Origin of the sequence: Archangium sp. (assembly GCF_036388035.1) — a bacterium.
Classification (GTDB): domain Bacteria; phylum Myxococcota; class Myxococcia; order Myxococcales; family Myxococcaceae; genus Archangium.
The window spans coordinates 1-16,211 of the sequence record NZ_DASVSO010000629.1; the positions used below are offsets into that span (position 1 = coordinate 1).

The following is a 16,211-nucleotide window of genomic DNA, read 5'->3' on the forward strand; positions in this document are numbered from 1 at the left end:
GCCGACCCGTCCAGCCGACAAGGCGCGTGGACCCCCATCCACGCGGCTTCCAGCGGTCACTCCTTGCGCGCTCACCGCCCCCCCGGGCGGGAGCACGCCCCCTTTTCGCGCCTCGGGACCCCCATCCCGTCAGCGCGCCCCCTTCAACCGCCAGGCCCTCGGACGCCTCCCATGACTGGAGGCATCAAGCCAGACGGGTCGGCAACCCCCCTCAACTCAATGAACCGCCACGCGGCCTTCGTCCTCCACCGTGGGCCGCACCCGCACCGACCCCGACGACCGCTCGAAAAGTTGAACCACCACGCCCGCGAAGGGCACCCGCGGCTTGGGCGCGAGCGGGTTGGCCAGGCGCTCCAGCAGCGCCACCGCCGAGTCCACCGCCTCGTCCACCGCGCGGTTCACCACCGCCCGCTCCGCGTCACCTCCGCCGAGCGCCTCCACGGCATCCACCAGGCAGCGGCGCAGCGAGGAGAACTCCTCGTGCAGCGCGCGCACCCCGCGCTTGGGCGCCAGCCTCAGCACCGCCCGCGTCCGACTCCAGGGGCTGCCCTCCTTGCCCTCGATGTTGCGACCCACCTCGCGGATGAAGGCCTCCACCACGCCGTCCAACTGGTTGCGGGGCGGGGTGCCATTCTTCTTCGTCTCGGCGTAGCGCACCCGGCGCCATGCCGCCGCGAGCCGCTCGGGCTGCCCCTCGAACACCCTCGCCACCCCCGCTGCCCGCCGCGCTCGCTCCGCCATTCACCGTCCTCCGCTCTCGTGGCGTCCTCTTAAGCAAAGCAGTTGCCAGCGCCCACGGACGGCGGATCGACAGTAAAATCAGTCGTTTGGCGCGACCCCCCCGCGCGCAAACCCCTGGACGGGCTGTAGATTTTGCGAAAAGGGAGATCGCGGGTTCCCGAGTGGGTGCCGTGGGCGCGTGGGTGGGAACGTCTTTTCCCACCGGGCCGCGGCTCGCCTCCTCAGTGCAGGGTCGGCTTGGTCGGACGAGGCGAACCTTCCTCGTCCTCCTCGTGCTCCGCGCCCCGGGCGGCGGGTGCCTCGGGCCAGTCGGCGGAGGCCGTGTCCGTCACGTCCGTGGCGTCCACCGGCTGGGGCAGGGGCGGGACGAGCAGCTCCTGCTGCTGCTGGGCGATCTCCGCCTCGAAGGCCGCGCGCATGGCGGCCTCCTCGGCGGCATCCTGCTCCTCCATCTCCGCCAGCTTCACGGCCTTCTGCTGCCGCCGCCGCACGTACGCGGCCACCACCAGCCCCGTGGCCCCGAGCCACAGCAGCGAGGTGCTCGTCGTCAGCGGCAGCCAGCCGTAGCGCGCCGCCAGCCCCTCGCGCCACTCCAGCTCCTCCACCCACAGCGAGGAATGGAAGGCCTTGCCGAAGGCCTGCTCGAAGGGCTGACCCGTGGCCACCTCGTCCACCAGCCGGCCCATGCCCGCCGGCCCGTGCTTCGCCGACAGCCACGCCACGAAGGCCGCGCTCTGCGCATAGGCGAGCTGCACGTCCGAGGGCAGGTCCGGCCAGGCGTCGTGCAGGTGCTCGAAGCGGAACACCTTCTCCTGCGTCACCGCGTTGAAGAGGGCCGCGTAGTGCGTCATCGAGAAGTTCTCGCCCGTGAGGTTCTGCGCCAGGCCCTCCTGGAACCAGCGCGGCCACTTCTTGCCGAGCTGCCCCAGCGCCACGTGGGCCAGCTCGTGGCGCAGCGTCACCTGGCCCTCGGGGCCGGCCATCGTCAGCGCGTTGAGCAGGACGATCCGGTGCATGGGGTAGGCGAGCGCCACCGCCCAGCCCGGGGGCGCGCCGCCGGGCAGCGCCAGGGCCTCGAACTCCTGGCGGCCCACGCCCACGCGCAGCTCCGTCACGCCCGGCCAGTCCCGCCCCAGCACGCCCACGAAGCTGTTGCGCACGGACTCGATGGTGCCGGCGAGCTGGCGCGCGGAGCCCTCGGCCTTGGCGGTGTAGAGGATGCGGAAGCGCGGCGTGGACAGCTCGCCCACCACCAGCGCCGGCCGGGGCAGGGGCACCATCGCCGGCTCCACGCCGCCGTTGGCATGGCCGGCCTCCGGGGTGGGGCCGAGGTGCCCTTCCTGTGCCCCGACGAGGGGTGAGAGCAGCAACGTCAGGAGCAACAGCAGGTGGCGCATGAGAGCCTCACGTGCCCCCAGACATAACAGCCTCGGCCGCCGCCGCGCCAAGTCCCTCGACTCGCACCCGTTTACGACGCGAGGTGTCACCCGACACCAGCGACACCTGTCGCCGAGGTACTCCCAGGCGCCTGGCGAGGAACTCGAGCAGGGCGGCGTTGGCCTCGCCCTCCACGGGCGGGGCGGCGAGCTGGATCTTCAGCAGGCCGTCGTGCTCGCCCACCACGCGGGTGCGAGAGGCGCGGGGCTGCACCAGCACGGAGAACTCCACCGCGCCGGGGACTTCCTTGAGCCAGGGGACGGCCACGGGCTACTCGCCGCTCTGGGCCTTCTTCTGCGTGAGGTACGCCACGTTGTCCTCCACGCGCGCGTAGTCCTTGTCGGCGAAGGTGCGGCCGCTGAACGTCTCCAGCAGCTTCTGGTGCGCCTCCACCACGGACTTCACCTGGGACTCGAACTGGGCGCGCTGGCGCTTCAGCTCGTTGATGTCCTCCACCACCTGCACCAGCCGCTGGTGGGCGCCGTGGACGATCTTCTCCGCCTGGTGCTCGGCGTCCGCGAGGATGATCTCCGCCTCCTTCTTGGCGGCGGCCTTCATGTCCTCGCTGATGCGCTGGGCGGTGACCATCGTCTCCTGGAGGGTGCGCTCGCGCTCGAGGTGCTGCTCCAGCCGCAGCTGGGTGCGCTTGAGCTCCTCCTTCAGGGAGATGTTCTCCTTGACCACCTCCTCGAACTCACCGGCGATGAGCTCCAGGAAGGCTTCGACCTCACGCTTCGAGAAGCCGCGCAGGGCCGTCTCGAAGCGCTTCTGCCGGATGTCGAGAGGGGTGATTTTCATGACGCCCCCAGTATAGGCCAGCTCTAGGACTTCTCCAGGAACTGCTCCCCGAGCTCCTTGGCGCGGCGCGTGGCGGCCTCCACGGCGTTGATGAGGGTGGTGCGCAGCCCGCCTGCCTCCAGGGTATGCAAGCCAGCGATGGCGGTGCCCCCGGGGCTCGTCACCTGGTCCTTGAGCTGGCCGGGGTGGGCGCCCGTCTCGATGAGGAGCTGTGCGCTGCCCAACACCGTCTGGGCGGCCAGCTTGAGGGCGGTGTAGCGGGGCAGTCCCACCTTCACCCCCGCGTCCGAGAGGGCCTCGATGATGAGGAAGATGTAGGCGGGGCCGCTGCCGGACAGGCCGGTGACGGCGTCCAGGAGGTTCTCGTCCACCACGGTGGTGGTGCCCACGGACTGGAAGATGCGGGTGGCCACCGTGAGGTCCTCGTCGCTGGCGTGCTCGCCGCGAGCCAGCGCACAGGCGCCCGCGCCCACCAGGGAGGGGGTGTTGGGCATGGTGCGGATGATGCGCGCCCCCGCCCCGAAGCGTCGCTCCATGGCCGCGATGGGCACGCCGGCCGCCACGGAGATGATGAGCTTGTGCGGATCCACCACGGGCGCCACCTGGACGAGCACCTTGTCCAGGGCCTGCGGCTTGACGGAGAGCACCACCACGTCCGCCTCGCGCACGGCGGCGAGGTTGTCCAGGGTGGTGCGCACCCCGTAAGTGCTCCGGAGCGTCTCCAGGCGGTCCGCGCGCCGGCCGGTGGCGATGAGGGATTCGGGCTTGGCGGTGCCGGCCCGCAGCAGGCCCTTGATGAGCGCCTCGGCCATGTTGCCGGCGCCGAGGAAGGCAATCGTCCGTTCGAGCATCCCCCCGGTCTACCGTGAAACCGGGGCGTCCGGACGGACCGTGTGGGGGCATGTGGCGAGTACCGTCCGATTGCCAATTTCTTGACGGGAGATCGGATCGTGGGACCTTGACACCCGCTACAGGGTTGTAGCGAACGAGCGGAGAGGTCTCACACCCATGAGCGCGGCGGTTGCGACGAGCTGGAACTGGCGGACCCTGGAGAACGTCGAGGTCGAGTGCACCCACTGTGGTGTGCGGATGACCGGCAGTGCGGGCGCCCGGGTGAAGTACTTCCGCTGCGGCTCGTGCCATCGTTGGGTGTCGAGCACCTACTCGGATGTGCTGCGCGCGGACGCGAAGATGCGCACGCACCCGGTGAAGGAGAAGACGGAGGCGGACGAGCGCTTCATCGCGGTGAAGGATCGGCTGGACCAGTGGCTGGCGGCGCTCGATGACCAGGATCCGTACCGGATCATGGGCGTGTCGCCGATGGATCCGCCCGACGTCATCCGCGCGCGCTTCCGCGAGCTGGCGCTGGAGCGGCACCCGGACCGGGGAGGCTCGGAGGCGAAGATGCGCGAGCTGAACGTGGCCTACGAGAAGATCCTGCGCCACCGCCAGCGCAAGCGGATTGAGGCGCTGGAGTCGGGCACGGCGCCGGTGCGCGCGGCCACGGTGCTGCCGGCCCGCGGCCGGTAGGCACGTACCCCCTCGGACTTTCCCCACCGGCTCGGATTTCCGAGGGGCTCGTGAGGCCCTCCTCGGGGTGCTTCCGAGAGGGGAGGGCGTGGCACATGCGTTGCTGGCTCCATGCGCCATGAACCGTTCCCTGACGCTCTTGCGCACCACGCTGTTCGTCCTCTCGCTCTCGGCTTGTGGCCTGCCCTGGATGGAAGAGGCGGACTGCGCCGCCGTGCTGTGCGGCCCCTGTGCTCCCGCGCTCTCGCTGCGCGTGAGCGGTGCTTCCGGAAAACCCGTGCCCGAGGTGGTGCTGGGGGCGGGGCAGGGCTCGTGCTCTGCGGACGGGAACGTCGTCAGTTGCAACCCCTCCCAGAACGGGCCGGGCCGCTACGAGCTGGATATCCAGGCGCCCGGGTACCGCTCGGTCCACCTCGTGGAGCAGGTGGCTGCTGTGGAGCGTACCGGCTGCTGCGGTTGTGGCTATGAGCCGCGCGTGGTGAACGTACAGCTCGTGCCCGAATAGCCCGAGGGCGCTGGCCGGGAGAAGATGGCGGCACCTCGTGTCCCTGGGAGCCGCCATGAATCCGACCGATCCCCGCATCACCCTCGAGCTTCGCGGGCATCTCGCCCTCATCGGCATCAACCGCCCCGACAAGCGCAACGCCTTCGACGTCACGATGCTCCGCGCCTTCGCCGCGGCGATGACCGAGGCGGACCGGAACTCCGACGTGCGCTGCATGGTCGTCTTCGCCGAGGGTGACCACTTCTCGGCTGGGCTGGACCTGGCCAGCGTGGCGCCCGTCGTCAGCCGGGGCGAGCGGCTCTTCCCGGAGGGCACCATCGACCCGTGGGCCATCCAGGGAGAGGTGCGGAAGAAGCCCCTCATTGTCGCGGTGCAGGGCCTGTGCTTCACGCTCGGCATCGAGCTCATCCTGGCGGCGGACATCTCCGTGGCCGCGGAGGACACGCGCTTCGCCCAGCTCGAGATCAAGCGCGGCATCTTCCCGTTCGGCGGCGCCACGCTTCGCTTCCAGCAGGTGGCTGGCTGGGGCAACGCCATGCGCTGGCTGCTCACCGGGGACGAATTCGACGCGAAGGAGGCCCATCGCATCGGGCTCGTCCAGGAGGTCGTCGGGCGCGGTCATCAGCGCGAGCGCGCCCTGGCCCTGGCGGAGACGGTGGCGAAGCAGGCCCCCTTGGGAGTGATGGCCACGCTCGCTTCGGCACGGCAGACAGTCACCGAGGGCCCAGAGGCCGCCCAGCGCGCCCTTCTGCCAAAGCTGCTCGAGCTCTCCGCCAGCGAGGACGCGCGCGAGGGTGTCCAGTCGTTCATCGAACGCCGGGAGGCTCGCTTCGTGGGCCGTTGAGCGGGCCGGTTGCGCGGTGGTCCCGGAGGGCATATCGGAGAACCTCCAGCATGGAGGCTTCGCGCATGTACCTCGCGGACACGGTCGGTGGGCTCATCGAGCAGGGGCGTGAGGGTGAGCTCGCGGTCGGAGCGCCGGGGCGACCCGGCCTCACCCATGGAGGCTTGAGGACTCTCGCCCGTCGCACCGTCACGGCATTGAACGGAATGGGCATCGGGCTCGGTGACCGGGTGGCCCTGGTGCTGCCCAACGGTCCGGAGATGGCGACGGCCTTCGTCTCCCTCGCGTGCGGCGCCACCACCGCGCCCCTCAACCCGGCCTACCGTGCCGAGGAGTTCGAGTTCTATCTCACCGACCTGAAGGCTCGGGCGCTCGTCCTCCTGGAGGGCCAGGAGAGCCCGGCCCGTGCCGTCGCGGCCTCGCGGGGCATTCCGGTGATTGAACTCATCCCCGACCCGGGAGGACCGGCTGGCGGATTCACCTTGAGACCCGAGCGGCCGCTCGCTGGCACGCCGGCCCGAGATGGCTTCGCCTCGGCCGAGGACGTGGCGCTCGTGCTGCACACCTCCGGGACGACCGCGCGGCCGAAGATCGTGCCCCTGCGCCACGTCAACATCACGGCCTCCGCCTACCACATCGGCCGCACGCTCGAGCTGGGGCGCGAGGATGTCTGCCTCAACATCATGCCGCTCTTCCACATCCACGGGCTCATCGCGGCGGTGCTGGCGAGCCTCGCGGCGGGGGGCGCGGTGGTCTGCACGCCCGGCTTCAACGCGCTCAAGTTCTTCTCCTGGTTCGAGGAGGCCCGACCGAGCTGGTACACGGCGGTGCCCACCATGCACCAGGCGATCCTCGATCGCGCCGCTCGCAACACCGAGGTCATCCGGGCGGGGCGACTGCGCCTCATCCGTTCCTCCTCCGCCTCGTTGCCGCCGCAGGTCATGGAGGAGCTGGAGCGGGTGTTCGGGGTGCCCGTCATCGAGAGCTACGGCATGACCGAGGCGGCGCACCAGATGGCCTCGAGCCCGCTGCCGCCACGGCCTCGTTACGCGGGGGTGGTGGGCCTCGCCGCGGGTCCGGAGGTCGCCATCATGGACGCGGCCGGCAACCTGCTGCCCACGGGCTCGCTCGGGGAGGTCGTCATCCGAGGCCGCAACGTCATGGCCGGCTATGAAAACAACCCCGAGGCCAACGCCAGGGCCTTCACCCACGGCTGGTTCCGCACCGGAGACCAGGGAGTGATCGACGAGGCGGGCTACCTGCGACTCACGGGCCGGCTCAAGGAACTCATCAACCGAGGAGGGGAGAAGATCAGCCCGCTGGAGATCGACACGGTGCTGATGGACCACCCGGCGGTGCAGCAGGCGGTCACCTTCGCCATGCCACACCCGAAGCTCGGCGAGGAGGTCGCCGCCGCCGTGGTGCTGCGCGAGGGCGCGAGCGCGGGGGAGCGGGAGCTTCGGGATTTCGTCGCGACCCGCCTGGCCGATTTCAAGGTGCCTCGGAAGATCGTCTTCCTCCCCGAGATTCCCAAGGGAGCCACGGGCAAGCTGCAGCGCATCGGTCTCGCCGAGCGGCTGGGGCTGACGTCATGAAGGTGGCCATCTTCGGCGCGGGGGCGATGGGCGCTTTCTTCGGCGTCCGGCTGCTCCAGGCTGGAGCCGACGTCACCTTCATCGCGCGGGGGGCGCACCTCGCGGCGATGCGCGAGCGGGGCGTCACACTCCGCAGCGGCGGCGAGAGCGTCACCGTCCGGCCGCTCTGCACCGACAATCCGGCCGAGGCGGGGCCGCAGGATTACGTCCTCGTCATGCTGAAGGCGCACTCCCTGCCGGCGGCGGCGCCACAGCTCCTGCCGCTCCTGGGCCCCGGCACGGCGCTCGTGACTGGCATCAACGGCGTGCCCTACTGGTACTTCCACGGCCTGGACGGGCCCTACCGTGACCGGCCGGTGGAGAGCGTCGATCCGGGGGGCGCGCTCTTCCGGACCCTGGATCCGTCGCGCGTCATCGGCGCGGTGCTCTATCCGGCGGCCGAGGTGGTCGAGCCCGGGGTGATCGAGCACACCTATGGAGATCGCATCTCCCTGGGCGAACCCGATGGCGGAAAGAGCGCCCGCATCGAGACGCTGTCGCGGCTGTTGATCCGAGCGGGCTTGAAGGCACCGATCCGGGCGCGCATCCGCGAGGAGATCTGGGTCAAGCTCTGGGGCAACCTCGCCTTCAATCCGCTCTCGGCGCTGACGGGCTCGACGCTCGAGCGGCTCGCGGGGAGGGACGACCTGCGGTCGGTTGCGCGCGCGATGATGGTGGAGGCCCAGGCCGTCGCCGAGTCGCTCGGGGTGCGCTTTCCCATCGACGTCGACAAGCGGATTCAAGGGGCGGCGGAGGTCGGCGCGCACAAGACCTCGATGTTGCAGGACCTGGAGCGGGGACGGCCGATGGAGATCGATGCCTTGCTGGGCGCGGTGGTGGAGTTCGGCCACCTCGTCGGGAAGCCGGTGCCCTCCTGCGAGCTGGTGCTGGCCCTGGTGCGCGAGCGAGCCCGGCTGGCGGGCTGCTACCCGGAGATCTCGAAGTAGGCAGGGTACACTCGGGTCCATGAGTCAGGACGTTCAGGCACTCCTCTGGTCCTATGGGTACATCGGGCTCTGCGTGGCCGCGGGTGAGCTGGCCCTGCGCCTGGGCCTGCCGCGCGAGCTCGCACGCAAGCTCATCCACGTGAGCGTGGGCTTCTGGATCTTCGGCTCACTGCTGCTCTTCCAGAACCCGGTGCTGGCCGTGGTGCCTTCGGCGACAGCGGTGGTGGGCAACTGGCTCATCCACCGCAAACGCCTGCTGAAGTCGGTGGAGGCCGAGGCCGACAACCTGGGCACGGTCTGGTTCCCGGTGTCCTTCTCGTTGCTGGTGTGGTTGGCGTGGGACAGGCCCGCGGCCGCGGCGGGCGGCGTCATGGCCATGGCGGTGGGGGATGCGCTGGCCTCACTGGTGGGCCGGCGTTTCGGGCGCCACCCGTACGAGACGCTCGGCGGCGAGCGCAAGAGCCTGGAGGGCTCGCTGGCCATGCTGGGGGGCACCTTCGTGGCCGTGCTGGCCACGCTGACGTGGATGCCTGGCCTCGGCCCGGACATGCCGAAGGTGCCACTGGCCCTGCTGTGCGCCGTGGTGGCCACCTGCGCCGAGGCGCTCGGCACCAAGGGTCGGGACAACCTCTGGGTGCCGCTGGCCGCCGGGGTCGTCCTCTACCTCGTACCGCCCGCGCACGCCGCGGGCCTGGGCCTCGGGGCGGGAATCGCCCTCCTCATCGGCGTGGCGGCCTGGGCCCGGGGTTCGCTCAGCCCGAGCGGCGTGCTGGGCGCCCTCCTCATCGGCACGCCCGTCTTCGGGCTGGCGGGCGCGGTGGGGGCCGCGGCGCTGCTCGGCTTCTTCATCTCCTCCAGCGCGCTCTCCAAGGCCTTCCGCGCCCGGAAGGCCGGCGTGGAGGAGGAGTACGCCAAGACGGGAACGAGAGACTTCGGGCAGGCACTGGCCAACGGAGGCGTGGCGGGGCTGGCGGCGGTGCTGCTGGGCGTTACCGGAGATGAGCGCTACGCCCTGGCCATGCTGGGCGCCCTGGTCGCCGCCAACGCGGATACGTGGGCCACCGAGCTGGGTGTCCTCTCCCGCTCGCCCCCAAGGCTCGTCACCACGCTGCGGCCGGTGGCGCCGGGCACGTCCGGTGCTGTCTCGGGAGTGGGGATGCTGGCGGCCACGGCGGGCGCCGCCTTCGTGGGACTGGCGGCCGCGCTCGCGGGTGCGAGGTGGTCGCTCGTACCCTGGCTCATCCTGGCCGGAGTGGCGGGCTCGCTGGTCGACAGCCTCCTGGGCGCCACGGTGCAGGACGTGCGGTGGTGCGACGCCTGTGGCCGGGAGACCGAGCGCAGAATCCACCGCTGTGGCCAGTCCACCCGGTCGCACCGAGGCTTCTCCTGGTTGGGCAACGACACCGTCAACGTGGTGGCCACCGTCGCGGGAGCCCTGCTGGCCTTCTGGGCCTGGTGAGGCTTCACGAAGCTCGGCTCACGCCGTGGGCAGGGGAGCGGGTCCGAGGTTGGCGGGATCCCACACGAACTGCTCGGTGGGGGTGAGCACCATGTTCGTCAGCCCGTGCCGCTCGACGAAGTCCTTGAAGCGCTCGGAGACGACGATGTCGCCCTGCATGCCCCGGGGGCGGAAGATGTCCTCGCCCTCCCAGGTGCCCGGCTCCAGGACGAAGCCGTGGATGGCGTCGACACCCGCCGAGCGACACTCCACGCAGGTGGGGGTTTTGCGAGTACGCACGCGGTTGAGCACCGGATCCACCGCCCCCCGGCCGAAGCAGGGCCAGACGACGTAGTAGCGGGGCACGGTGAGGGGCTGGCGAGGTCTCTTGCTCTTACAGCGCACCCGGAGGACTTCGACGGGGTGGAAGCCCTCCAGCCCGGTAAGCCCCTCCGCTCGGAAGGCCTCCATGAACCGCTCGGAGATGAGCCGGTCATACCCCGTGCCTCTGATGAAATCCCCCAGCTCCTCCCCATACAGCTCCAGCTCGACCCGGTAAGGGGGGAGCCACGTCAACAGCCCGATGATGCCGCCGCACCGTGGGCAGCGAGGCGCATCATCCTCGACATTGACGGGGTCGACTGTTTCGACCTCGGTATCGTAACGGGACCCAAGGGCGCCCTTTTCCAGGACGAAGAAGCGCGGGGTGGTAGCAGCTTCAGAAGCCATTGGGGAACCTCGCTTTCAACTCAGGGCGGCTGTAGATCTCGCGCAGTTTGTCCATGAACTCCTTGGGCGTTACCTCAGTGTTCCTTTCGAGCCAGTCGATGACCTCATCGTCCACCTTGCGGTGCCACTCCTGGTAGCCGCAGTGCGCTTGCTCATCCTTGGCCCGAGCCACGAAGCGCGGGTCCCGAGGTTTGTAGAGCCCCTTGAGCGTGAGGTGTTTCGCGATACTCCTGGCAATGCGCCGGGAGATGGGGTGGTGCTCCTGACCTTTGCAGTGGGGAGGCTCGGAGGACCCTAGTGACTGGGCCAAGGACTCCGCCGCCGCTTGGAGCTGCTTCTTCTTATTCTCGTCTCCCTCCCCAGCCATCCGCGAGGCCTGCTCCAGCGCCTCCAGCCCCCCTTCAACCTGGTCCAACACCTGGACGGCCTTCCGCGTGTCCTCCCCCACGAGAGTCACGCAGGCGCTCACCATGCCTTGCTTGCAGCTGCATACCAGCGACGTCTCGCCGGGCGTGCATGCAATGACCTGCGTCAGCACCACCAACAGCAAGCTCGAGAGTATGGGGCGCCTCCTTCAGCCGGGTTCAGACACGCTCCTTTAGCAGGACTTCGCCGAAAAGGAGGAGGGGTCCATGCGGCCTTCTGGGCCTGGTGAGGCAAGGAGTGGACCGACCGGGAATCGAACCCGACAGGCCAGACGTGCAAGGTCCGGCTCCGCCCCAGCGGTCAGCCCGAGATGAGGAATGGAGTCACCGGGAGTCGCACCCGGATCTCCGCCTTGCGATGGCGGCATCTTCCTGTTGGACGATGACCCCGAAGTACGCGAGCAGGGAATCGCACCCTGATCTCCGGCATGTCGGACCGGTGCTCTGCTCTTGAGCGACTCGCGTGTCTGTGGATAGGGACGAGCAGACTCGAACTGCTGTCTCCCGCTTATCAGGCAGGTGCTCTTCCTTTGAGCTACGTCCCTGTCTACAGGCCGAGAGGGAATCGAACCCCCGTCAGCGGTTTTGGAGACCGCGGTCCTTCCATTGAACGACCGGCCTATACCTCGGAGGGAGGAGCAACCGGGCTCCTCGTCCTCACGAGGTATTTGACGCGGGACGCGCGAATTCCTGACGGGGCCTGGACGCTGTCGCGGCTCACTCGAGGCGCGGCAGCTTCTGCTTGCTCGCGAGCACGGGCGCGAAGAGATCGCCCACCGCGTCGAGCCTGCGCGCCAGGGTGCGCAGGGTGAAGCGCTTGGGATCGAGCCGCCCGTTCACCTCGCTCCACTTCAGGGGAGCGGAGAAGGGAGCGCCATCCACGCCGCGCAGGCTGTAGGGGGCCACCATCGTCTTGCCGCGCACGTTCTGACCGGCGTCGAGGTAGAGCCGGCCGCCCCGCTTGCTGATGGAGCGCTCGGTGGTGGCGATGTCCCCGTGCTCGCGTGCGAGTCGCTCCATCACCGCATCGGCGAAGGCCTGGGTCTGCGCGTAGGTGTGGCCCCGGGCGATGGGGACCAGCACGTGGATGCCCCGCTTGCCGGACGTCTTGGGGAAGCTCTCGAGCCCCAGCTCCTCGAGCAGCTCGCGCAGCGCGGCCGCCATGGTGAGCACGCTCTTCCAGCCGCCCTTGCCGGGGTCGAGATCGAAGGCCACCCAGTCGGGCGAGTCCAGGCGCGGCGCGTGGCTGGACCACATGTGCAGCGTGAGGGCCGACTGGTTGGAGAGCCAGAGCAGCACCTCCTCGCTCTCCACGTTCACGTGCTCGAGCACCTTGCCCTCGTGTTGCACCCGAATCGTGGGGACCCAGTCCGGAGTGCCGGAGAGCTGGTGACGGAAGAAGCCAGGGGCGCGGATGCCTCCGGGCCACTGCTGCACGGCCAGGGGACGGTTGTGCAGCACCGGCACGAGGAAGGGCGCCACCGCGCGGTAGTGGGCGAACACGTCCGCCTTGGTCAGCCCCTCGGCGGGGAAGATGACGCGGTCGGGGTGGGTGAGCAGCCCCTCCCCCGGGGTGGCGGGGGCCGCGGTACGGGCGGCGAGCGGGCGGCTCACACGCCGGGTGCCACGAGCCTCCGAGGCGGCGGCTCGCGCGCCCTTCACGCGCGTGGCGGTACGCTCGCGCACCACGTCGTCCGGACGCTTGTCATCGCGCAGTCCCTGGAAGACGGGGTGGCGCAGACGGCCGTCGGCTGTCCACTCGGTGAAGTTCACGTTGGCCACGAGGCGGGGCTTCACCCAGACGGCGTCCTTCCGGTTGCGCGCGTCCACCGCCATGGGCTCCTTCACCCGGTCCTTGTCCAGCAGCCGCTTGAGCTCGGTGCGCGTCTTCGTGGTGAAGCCGGTGCCGATCTTCCCGATGTCGTGGTAGCCGTCCTCGCCGTGGATGCCGGCGATGAGCGCGCCGATCTGTGGCTTGCCATTGGTGATGGGGAGGTAGCCGAGCAGCACCACCTCCTGGCCCGCGATCACCTTGAGCTTGAGCCAGTCGTCCGAGCGCGTGCCGGTGTAGGTCGAGCCCGTCCGCTTGGCGATGAGTCCCTCCCAGCCCCGGCGGCGTGCCTCGGCGAGCGCCTTCTGCATCGGCAGGTCGATCCGCTCGGCGATCTGCACGGGCGGCTTCACGTCAGCCAGCACGCGCTCCAGCAGCGCCCGCCGCTGCTCCAGGGGCCGGTCCCGGAGATCCTCTCCGTCGAGCCAGAGCAGATCGAAGGCCACGAAGCGCTGCTCCGCGTGCGTGTCACCCCGGGCGTTCTGCAGGAGCTGGAAGCGGCTGCGTCCCTTGGGGTCGAGCGCCACGATCTCGCCATCGAGCACCGCATCTCGCACGGACAGCTGGGTGAGCGCCTGGGCGAGCTCGGGGAAGCGGGGCGCGAGGTCCACCGCGTTGCGGCTCTGGAAGCGCAACTTGCCCCTGTTGAGCGCGGCGAGGGCTCGGAAGCCGTCGTACTTCACCTCGAAGACGTGGGGTGCCTCGGCGGCTTCCTCGGGATTGGAGAGCCGCGCGAGCATCGGTGGCCACACCTTCTCGAGCAGGGCCTCGGGCGACGAGGGCTTGCTCCCGGTGGCGCGCTTGCGCGCGGGACCCCGGATTTCACTGCGGCCGGTCTTCACGGACTCCGGCCGGTCGGCGGTGATGTCGTAGGTGGTGCTCGCGTGCTCGTCCCGGGACTTGAAGAAGAGCCATTGCGCCTTCTTGCCCTTCGCCTTCGTGCGGATCAGGTGCCAGCGGCCCTTGAGCTTCTCGCCGTGGAGTTCGAGGGTGAGATGGCCCTTCTTGCGCTGGGCGCTCTCCTGGCCCGGGGGCACCGTCTCGTAGGTACCGCTCTCCCAGACGATCGAATCGCCGGCTCCATAGGCCCCCTCCGGGATGCGACCCTCGAAGGTGGCGTAGGCGAGCGGGTGGTCCTCGGTCTCCACCGCCAGGCGCTTCACGCTCGGGTCGAAGCTCGGGCCCTTGGGCACGGCCCAACTGGCGAGCACGCCGTCGATCTCCAGCCGCACGTCGTAGTGCAGCCGGGTGGCGTCATGCTTGTGGATCATGAAGCGCAGCTTCCCGGCGGCGCGCGGGGCCGCGACCTCGGGCGACGGCTCGGGGGTGCGCGAGAAGTCACGCTTGGCGCGATACGTACGGAGCCTGGTGGCGGGCGTCGTTTTCTTCACGCCTTGAAACGTCTGCACGCCCGCTCGTCACGGCAAACCCATGCCCCCCTGTCAGGTTGGCATGTTGGCGGCCTACGTAGGCGTGCGGTTGTGCTCATTCGAGAACGCTTCCGCAAGGCAACGGAGCGTTAGGAGCGGCCCCACGCGGATGATCTGCGCACCCTTGGCTCCGGGTGGGTGCTCCATGGTGATGTCCGGTTCCGTCGTCGCGTATCTCGTCCTGCTCGGGCTCGTCATGGTCGAGCGCCTCGTCGAGCTCGTCCTGTCCACGCGCAACGCGCGGTGGGCGATGGCCCAGGGGGGCAGGGAAGTGGGTCAGGCCCACTACCGGGTGATGACTGTCTTCCACACGGCCTTCCTGCTCGCCTGCGCGGGCGAGGTCCTCGTGTTCCAGCGGACTTTTCCCGGCGGGGTGGGGTGGCTCTCGCTCGCCGGTGCCGTCGCCGCCCAGCTCCTGCGCTACTGGGCCATCTCCACGCTCGGGCCTCGCTGGAACACGCGCATCATCTTCGTCCCGGGCGCCGAGCCCGTCACCTCGGGGCCCTATCGCCTCGTGCGTCACCCCAACTACGTGGCGGTCATCATGGAGATGGTGTTCCTCCCACTCATCCATGGCGGCTACCTGACGGCCCTCCTGTTCTCGCTCGGCAACGCGGCGCTGCTGCTCGTGCGCATCCGTGCCGAGGAGGAGGCGCTCGGCGTTGAGTACCAGCGTGCCTTCGCCGACCGGCCCCGCTTCCTCCCGGGAGGCTCCCGAGAGGGTCCCTGAAGCCGGGCCATCCAGTAGCGCGGTGCGACCGACCGGGGCCCGCTCCGGACCGCTCGGCCGGGTGGGGCCTGTCCGGGCCCTGGCGCGCTCCACACTGGGCGCATGGATTCAGCAACAGGTCGGAACCCGTCTCTCCCGGTGGCCTCGTGGCGTGCCTTCTGGCTCGGCCTCGTCCTCAGCCCCGTGGCCGCCTTCCTGGTCGTGGCGGCAGGGGTCATCGGAGCGTCCGCATCGGGGTGGGGGTATGCGGTGGGCGCCGCCGTCACCTCGGCCGGGCTGCTCACGAGACGCTGGCGGAAGCGCCGAGGCCTGACGCGGGTGGGGTTGGGCCTCCTGCTGCTCGTCGCCCGTGCGCGTCTCCTCTTCGTGGACGGGAACGGCCTGCACACCCTGCGGTTGCCGGACGAGGGGACGCGGCTCACCAACCGCCTCGTCGATGAACGGGACGGGACGCTCCTCGCGGCCCGTGCCCTCCTCCTCTCGGGGAGGATTCCCCGCTCGGACGCGCGCGAGTTCATCCCCGCGCTCGAAGGGGCCTTCGACCGGCTTCGGGATGCCGAGGGCCCGGTCGCCACGCCCGCCATCGCGACGTGGCTCGGGCTCCAGTCGCCCGAGGCCTTCGATGCCGTCGTCATCCCTCCCGGGGGCACGGCCTCGCCCGAGGTGGCCGTGGTGATGCTCCACGGCTATACCGGCAACTTCGCCGTGTACTGCTGGCAGATGTCGCGCGCGGCCCGAGCCATCTCAGCGCTCACCGTCTGCCCGTCGGTGGGGCCCTCGGGGGACTGGTGGTCGCGTCACGGGGAGGAGACCCTGGAGCGCACCTTCGCCTGGCTCGCGCGGCGCGGGGTCCGGCGGGTGTACCTCGGGGGCCTCTCCAATGGAGGCGTGGGTGTGAGCGTGCTCGCCGGGCGCGTGGCACATCCCGGGCTGGAGCTTCGGGGCCTCGTGCTGCTCTCGGGGGCCTCGTCGAAGGTGCCGCTCCCGCGCATCCCCGTGCTCCTCGTAGAGGGGAAGCACGACTCCATGATGCCGACGCGACTGATGCGAGAGGTCGCGCACCGCGCGGGCCGGCTCGCCACCTATGTCGAGGTCGACAGCGGGCACTTCGCCTTCCTCGACCGTTACGAGCAGTGCGAGCGCGCCATCGCCTCGTGGCTCCTCGAACGGGAGCGGGGTACGAGCACGTGAG

General features: G+C 70.0%; 16 protein-coding genes and 4 tRNA genes. 8 read left to right on the forward strand and 12 right to left on the reverse strand.

Annotated elements, in window-relative coordinates; genetic code table 11:
- Positions 1-216: 216 nt before the first annotated feature.
- The 5 genes from VF697_RS25685 to proC form a co-directional block, all read right to left on the reverse strand.
- Entirely contained in the window at positions 217-741 is a 525-nt protein-coding gene (locus VF697_RS25685; protein ID WP_331099352.1) for a hypothetical protein, read from the reverse strand.
- Positions 742-962: 221 nt separating this feature from the next.
- On the reverse strand, positions 963-2,138 hold the full coding sequence (locus VF697_RS25690; RefSeq protein ID WP_331099353.1) for a peptidase MA family metallohydrolase: 1,176 nt from the start codon (positions 2,136-2,138) through the stop codon (positions 963-965).
- Positions 2,139-2,145: 7 nt separating this feature from the next.
- Positions 2,146-2,445 carry a DUF167 domain-containing protein gene (locus tag VF697_RS25695; protein ID WP_331099354.1) on the reverse strand — a complete coding sequence of 100 codons (300 nt, stop codon included), beginning with the start codon at positions 2,443-2,445 and terminating at the stop codon, positions 2,146-2,148.
- Between the two features lie 3 nt (positions 2,446-2,448).
- A complete protein-coding gene (locus VF697_RS25700) occupies positions 2,449-2,976 on the reverse strand; it encodes a DivIVA domain-containing protein (protein ID WP_331099355.1) in 528 nt (175 codons plus the stop codon).
- A gap of 23 nt (positions 2,977-2,999) precedes the next feature.
- Positions 3,000-3,827 (reverse strand): pyrroline-5-carboxylate reductase, encoded by an 828-nt coding sequence (gene proC / locus VF697_RS25705; protein ID WP_331099356.1) that lies wholly within the window; start codon positions 3,825-3,827, stop codon positions 3,000-3,002.
- A 157-nt stretch (positions 3,828-3,984) separates the two neighbouring features.
- Here proC and VF697_RS25710 point away from each other — a divergent pair, with 157 nt between their 5' ends.
- The 6 genes from VF697_RS25710 (at position 3,985) to VF697_RS25735 (ending at position 9,895) form a co-directional block, all read left to right on the forward strand.
- Entirely contained in the window at positions 3,985-4,506 is a 522-nt protein-coding gene (locus VF697_RS25710; RefSeq protein ID WP_331099357.1) for a J domain-containing protein, read from the forward strand.
- Positions 4,507-4,624: 118 nt separating this feature from the next.
- On the forward strand, positions 4,625-5,011 hold the full coding sequence (locus VF697_RS25715; protein WP_331099358.1) for a hypothetical protein: 387 nt from the start codon (positions 4,625-4,627) through the stop codon (positions 5,009-5,011).
- 55 nt (positions 5,012-5,066) lie between these two features.
- The gene (locus VF697_RS25720; RefSeq protein WP_331099359.1) at positions 5,067-5,855 is read left to right on the forward strand and encodes a crotonase/enoyl-CoA hydratase family protein; all 789 of its coding nucleotides are present in this window, start codon (positions 5,067-5,069) and stop codon (positions 5,853-5,855) included.
- Positions 5,856-5,905: 50 nt separating this feature from the next.
- Positions 5,906-7,450, forward strand: a complete 1,545-nt coding sequence (locus VF697_RS25725; protein WP_331099360.1) for an acyl--CoA ligase — start codon at positions 5,906-5,908, stop codon at positions 7,448-7,450.
- Positions 7,447-8,436 (forward strand): 2-dehydropantoate 2-reductase, encoded by a 990-nt coding sequence (locus VF697_RS25730; RefSeq protein ID WP_331099361.1) that lies wholly within the window; start codon positions 7,447-7,449, stop codon positions 8,434-8,436. The genes VF697_RS25725 and VF697_RS25730 overlap by 4 nt, the downstream gene beginning before the upstream one ends.
- A gap of 19 nt (positions 8,437-8,455) precedes the next feature.
- Positions 8,456-9,895, forward strand: coding sequence for a DUF92 domain-containing protein (locus tag VF697_RS25735; RefSeq protein WP_331099362.1), 1,440 nt, complete (start codon positions 8,456-8,458; stop codon positions 9,893-9,895).
- Between the two features lie 18 nt (positions 9,896-9,913).
- On the opposite strand, the gene VF697_RS25740 is transcribed toward VF697_RS25735, so the two are convergent.
- The 7 genes from VF697_RS25740 to ligD form a co-directional block, all read right to left on the reverse strand.
- Positions 9,914-10,603, reverse strand: coding sequence for a hypothetical protein (locus tag VF697_RS25740; RefSeq protein ID WP_331099363.1), 690 nt, complete (start codon positions 10,601-10,603; stop codon positions 9,914-9,916).
- Positions 10,593-11,060, reverse strand: a complete 468-nt coding sequence (locus tag VF697_RS25745; RefSeq protein WP_331099364.1) for a Wall-associated protein precursor — start codon at positions 11,058-11,060, stop codon at positions 10,593-10,595. The genes VF697_RS25740 and VF697_RS25745 overlap by 11 nt, the downstream gene beginning before the upstream one ends.
- A gap of 287 nt (positions 11,061-11,347) precedes the next feature.
- Positions 11,348-11,418 (reverse strand) — tRNA-Ala (locus tag VF697_RS25750).
- Between the two features lie 4 nt (positions 11,419-11,422).
- A tRNA-Val gene (locus VF697_RS25755) sits at positions 11,423-11,493 on the reverse strand.
- 9 nt (positions 11,494-11,502) lie between these two features.
- A tRNA-Ile gene (locus VF697_RS25760) sits at positions 11,503-11,573 on the reverse strand.
- 5 nt (positions 11,574-11,578) lie between these two features.
- Positions 11,579-11,649: transfer RNA gene (locus tag VF697_RS25765), tRNA-Trp, on the reverse strand.
- 96 nt (positions 11,650-11,745) lie between these two features.
- Positions 11,746-14,268 carry a DNA ligase D gene (ligD, locus tag VF697_RS25770; RefSeq protein WP_331099365.1) on the reverse strand — a complete coding sequence of 841 codons (2,523 nt, stop codon included), beginning with the start codon at positions 14,266-14,268 and terminating at the stop codon, positions 11,746-11,748.
- Positions 14,269-14,434: 166 nt separating this feature from the next.
- Here ligD and VF697_RS25775 point away from each other — a divergent pair, with 166 nt between their 5' ends.
- Together VF697_RS25775 and VF697_RS25780 are read left to right on the forward strand one after the other, a co-directional pair.
- Positions 14,435-15,019 carry an isoprenylcysteine carboxyl methyltransferase family protein gene (locus tag VF697_RS25775; protein ID WP_331099366.1) on the forward strand — a complete coding sequence of 195 codons (585 nt, stop codon included), beginning with the start codon at positions 14,435-14,437 and terminating at the stop codon, positions 15,017-15,019.
- A gap of 138 nt (positions 15,020-15,157) precedes the next feature.
- Complete coding sequence (locus VF697_RS25780; RefSeq protein WP_331099367.1) at positions 15,158-16,210, forward strand: alpha/beta hydrolase; 1,053 nt, start codon at positions 15,158-15,160, stop codon at positions 16,208-16,210.
- Position 16,211: the final 1 nt, after the last annotated feature.

Bases quoted from the DNA above. Each gene is read 5' to 3' on its own strand.
- VF697_RS25685 (WP_331099352.1), bottom strand. From the start codon at position 741: ATGGCGGAGCGAGCGCGGCGGGCAGCGGGGGTGGCGAGGGTGTTCGAG.
- VF697_RS25700 (WP_331099355.1), bottom strand. From the start codon at position 2,976: ATGAAAATCACCCCTCTCGACATCCGGCAGAAGCGCTTCGAGACGGCC.
- VF697_RS25775 (WP_331099366.1), top strand. From the start codon at position 14,435: ATGGTGATGTCCGGTTCCGTCGTCGCGTATCTCGTCCTGCTCGGGCTC.
- VF697_RS25690 (WP_331099353.1), bottom strand. From the start codon at position 2,138: ATGCGCCACCTGCTGTTGCTCCTGACGTTGCTGCTCTCACCCCTCGTC.
- VF697_RS25725 (WP_331099360.1), top strand. From the start codon at position 5,906: ATGGAGGCTTCGCGCATGTACCTCGCGGACACGGTCGGTGGGCTCATC.
- VF697_RS25715 (WP_331099358.1), top strand. From the start codon at position 4,625: ATGAACCGTTCCCTGACGCTCTTGCGCACCACGCTGTTCGTCCTCTCG.
- VF697_RS25710 (WP_331099357.1), top strand. From the start codon at position 3,985: ATGAGCGCGGCGGTTGCGACGAGCTGGAACTGGCGGACCCTGGAGAAC.
- VF697_RS25720 (WP_331099359.1), top strand. From the start codon at position 5,067: ATGAATCCGACCGATCCCCGCATCACCCTCGAGCTTCGCGGGCATCTC.
- VF697_RS25730 (WP_331099361.1), top strand. From the start codon at position 7,447: ATGAAGGTGGCCATCTTCGGCGCGGGGGCGATGGGCGCTTTCTTCGGC.
- proC (WP_331099356.1), bottom strand. From the start codon at position 3,827: ATGCTCGAACGGACGATTGCCTTCCTCGGCGCCGGCAACATGGCCGAG.
- VF697_RS25740 (WP_331099363.1), bottom strand. From the start codon at position 10,603: ATGGCTTCTGAAGCTGCTACCACCCCGCGCTTCTTCGTCCTGGAAAAG.
- VF697_RS25735 (WP_331099362.1), top strand. From the start codon at position 8,456: ATGAGTCAGGACGTTCAGGCACTCCTCTGGTCCTATGGGTACATCGGG.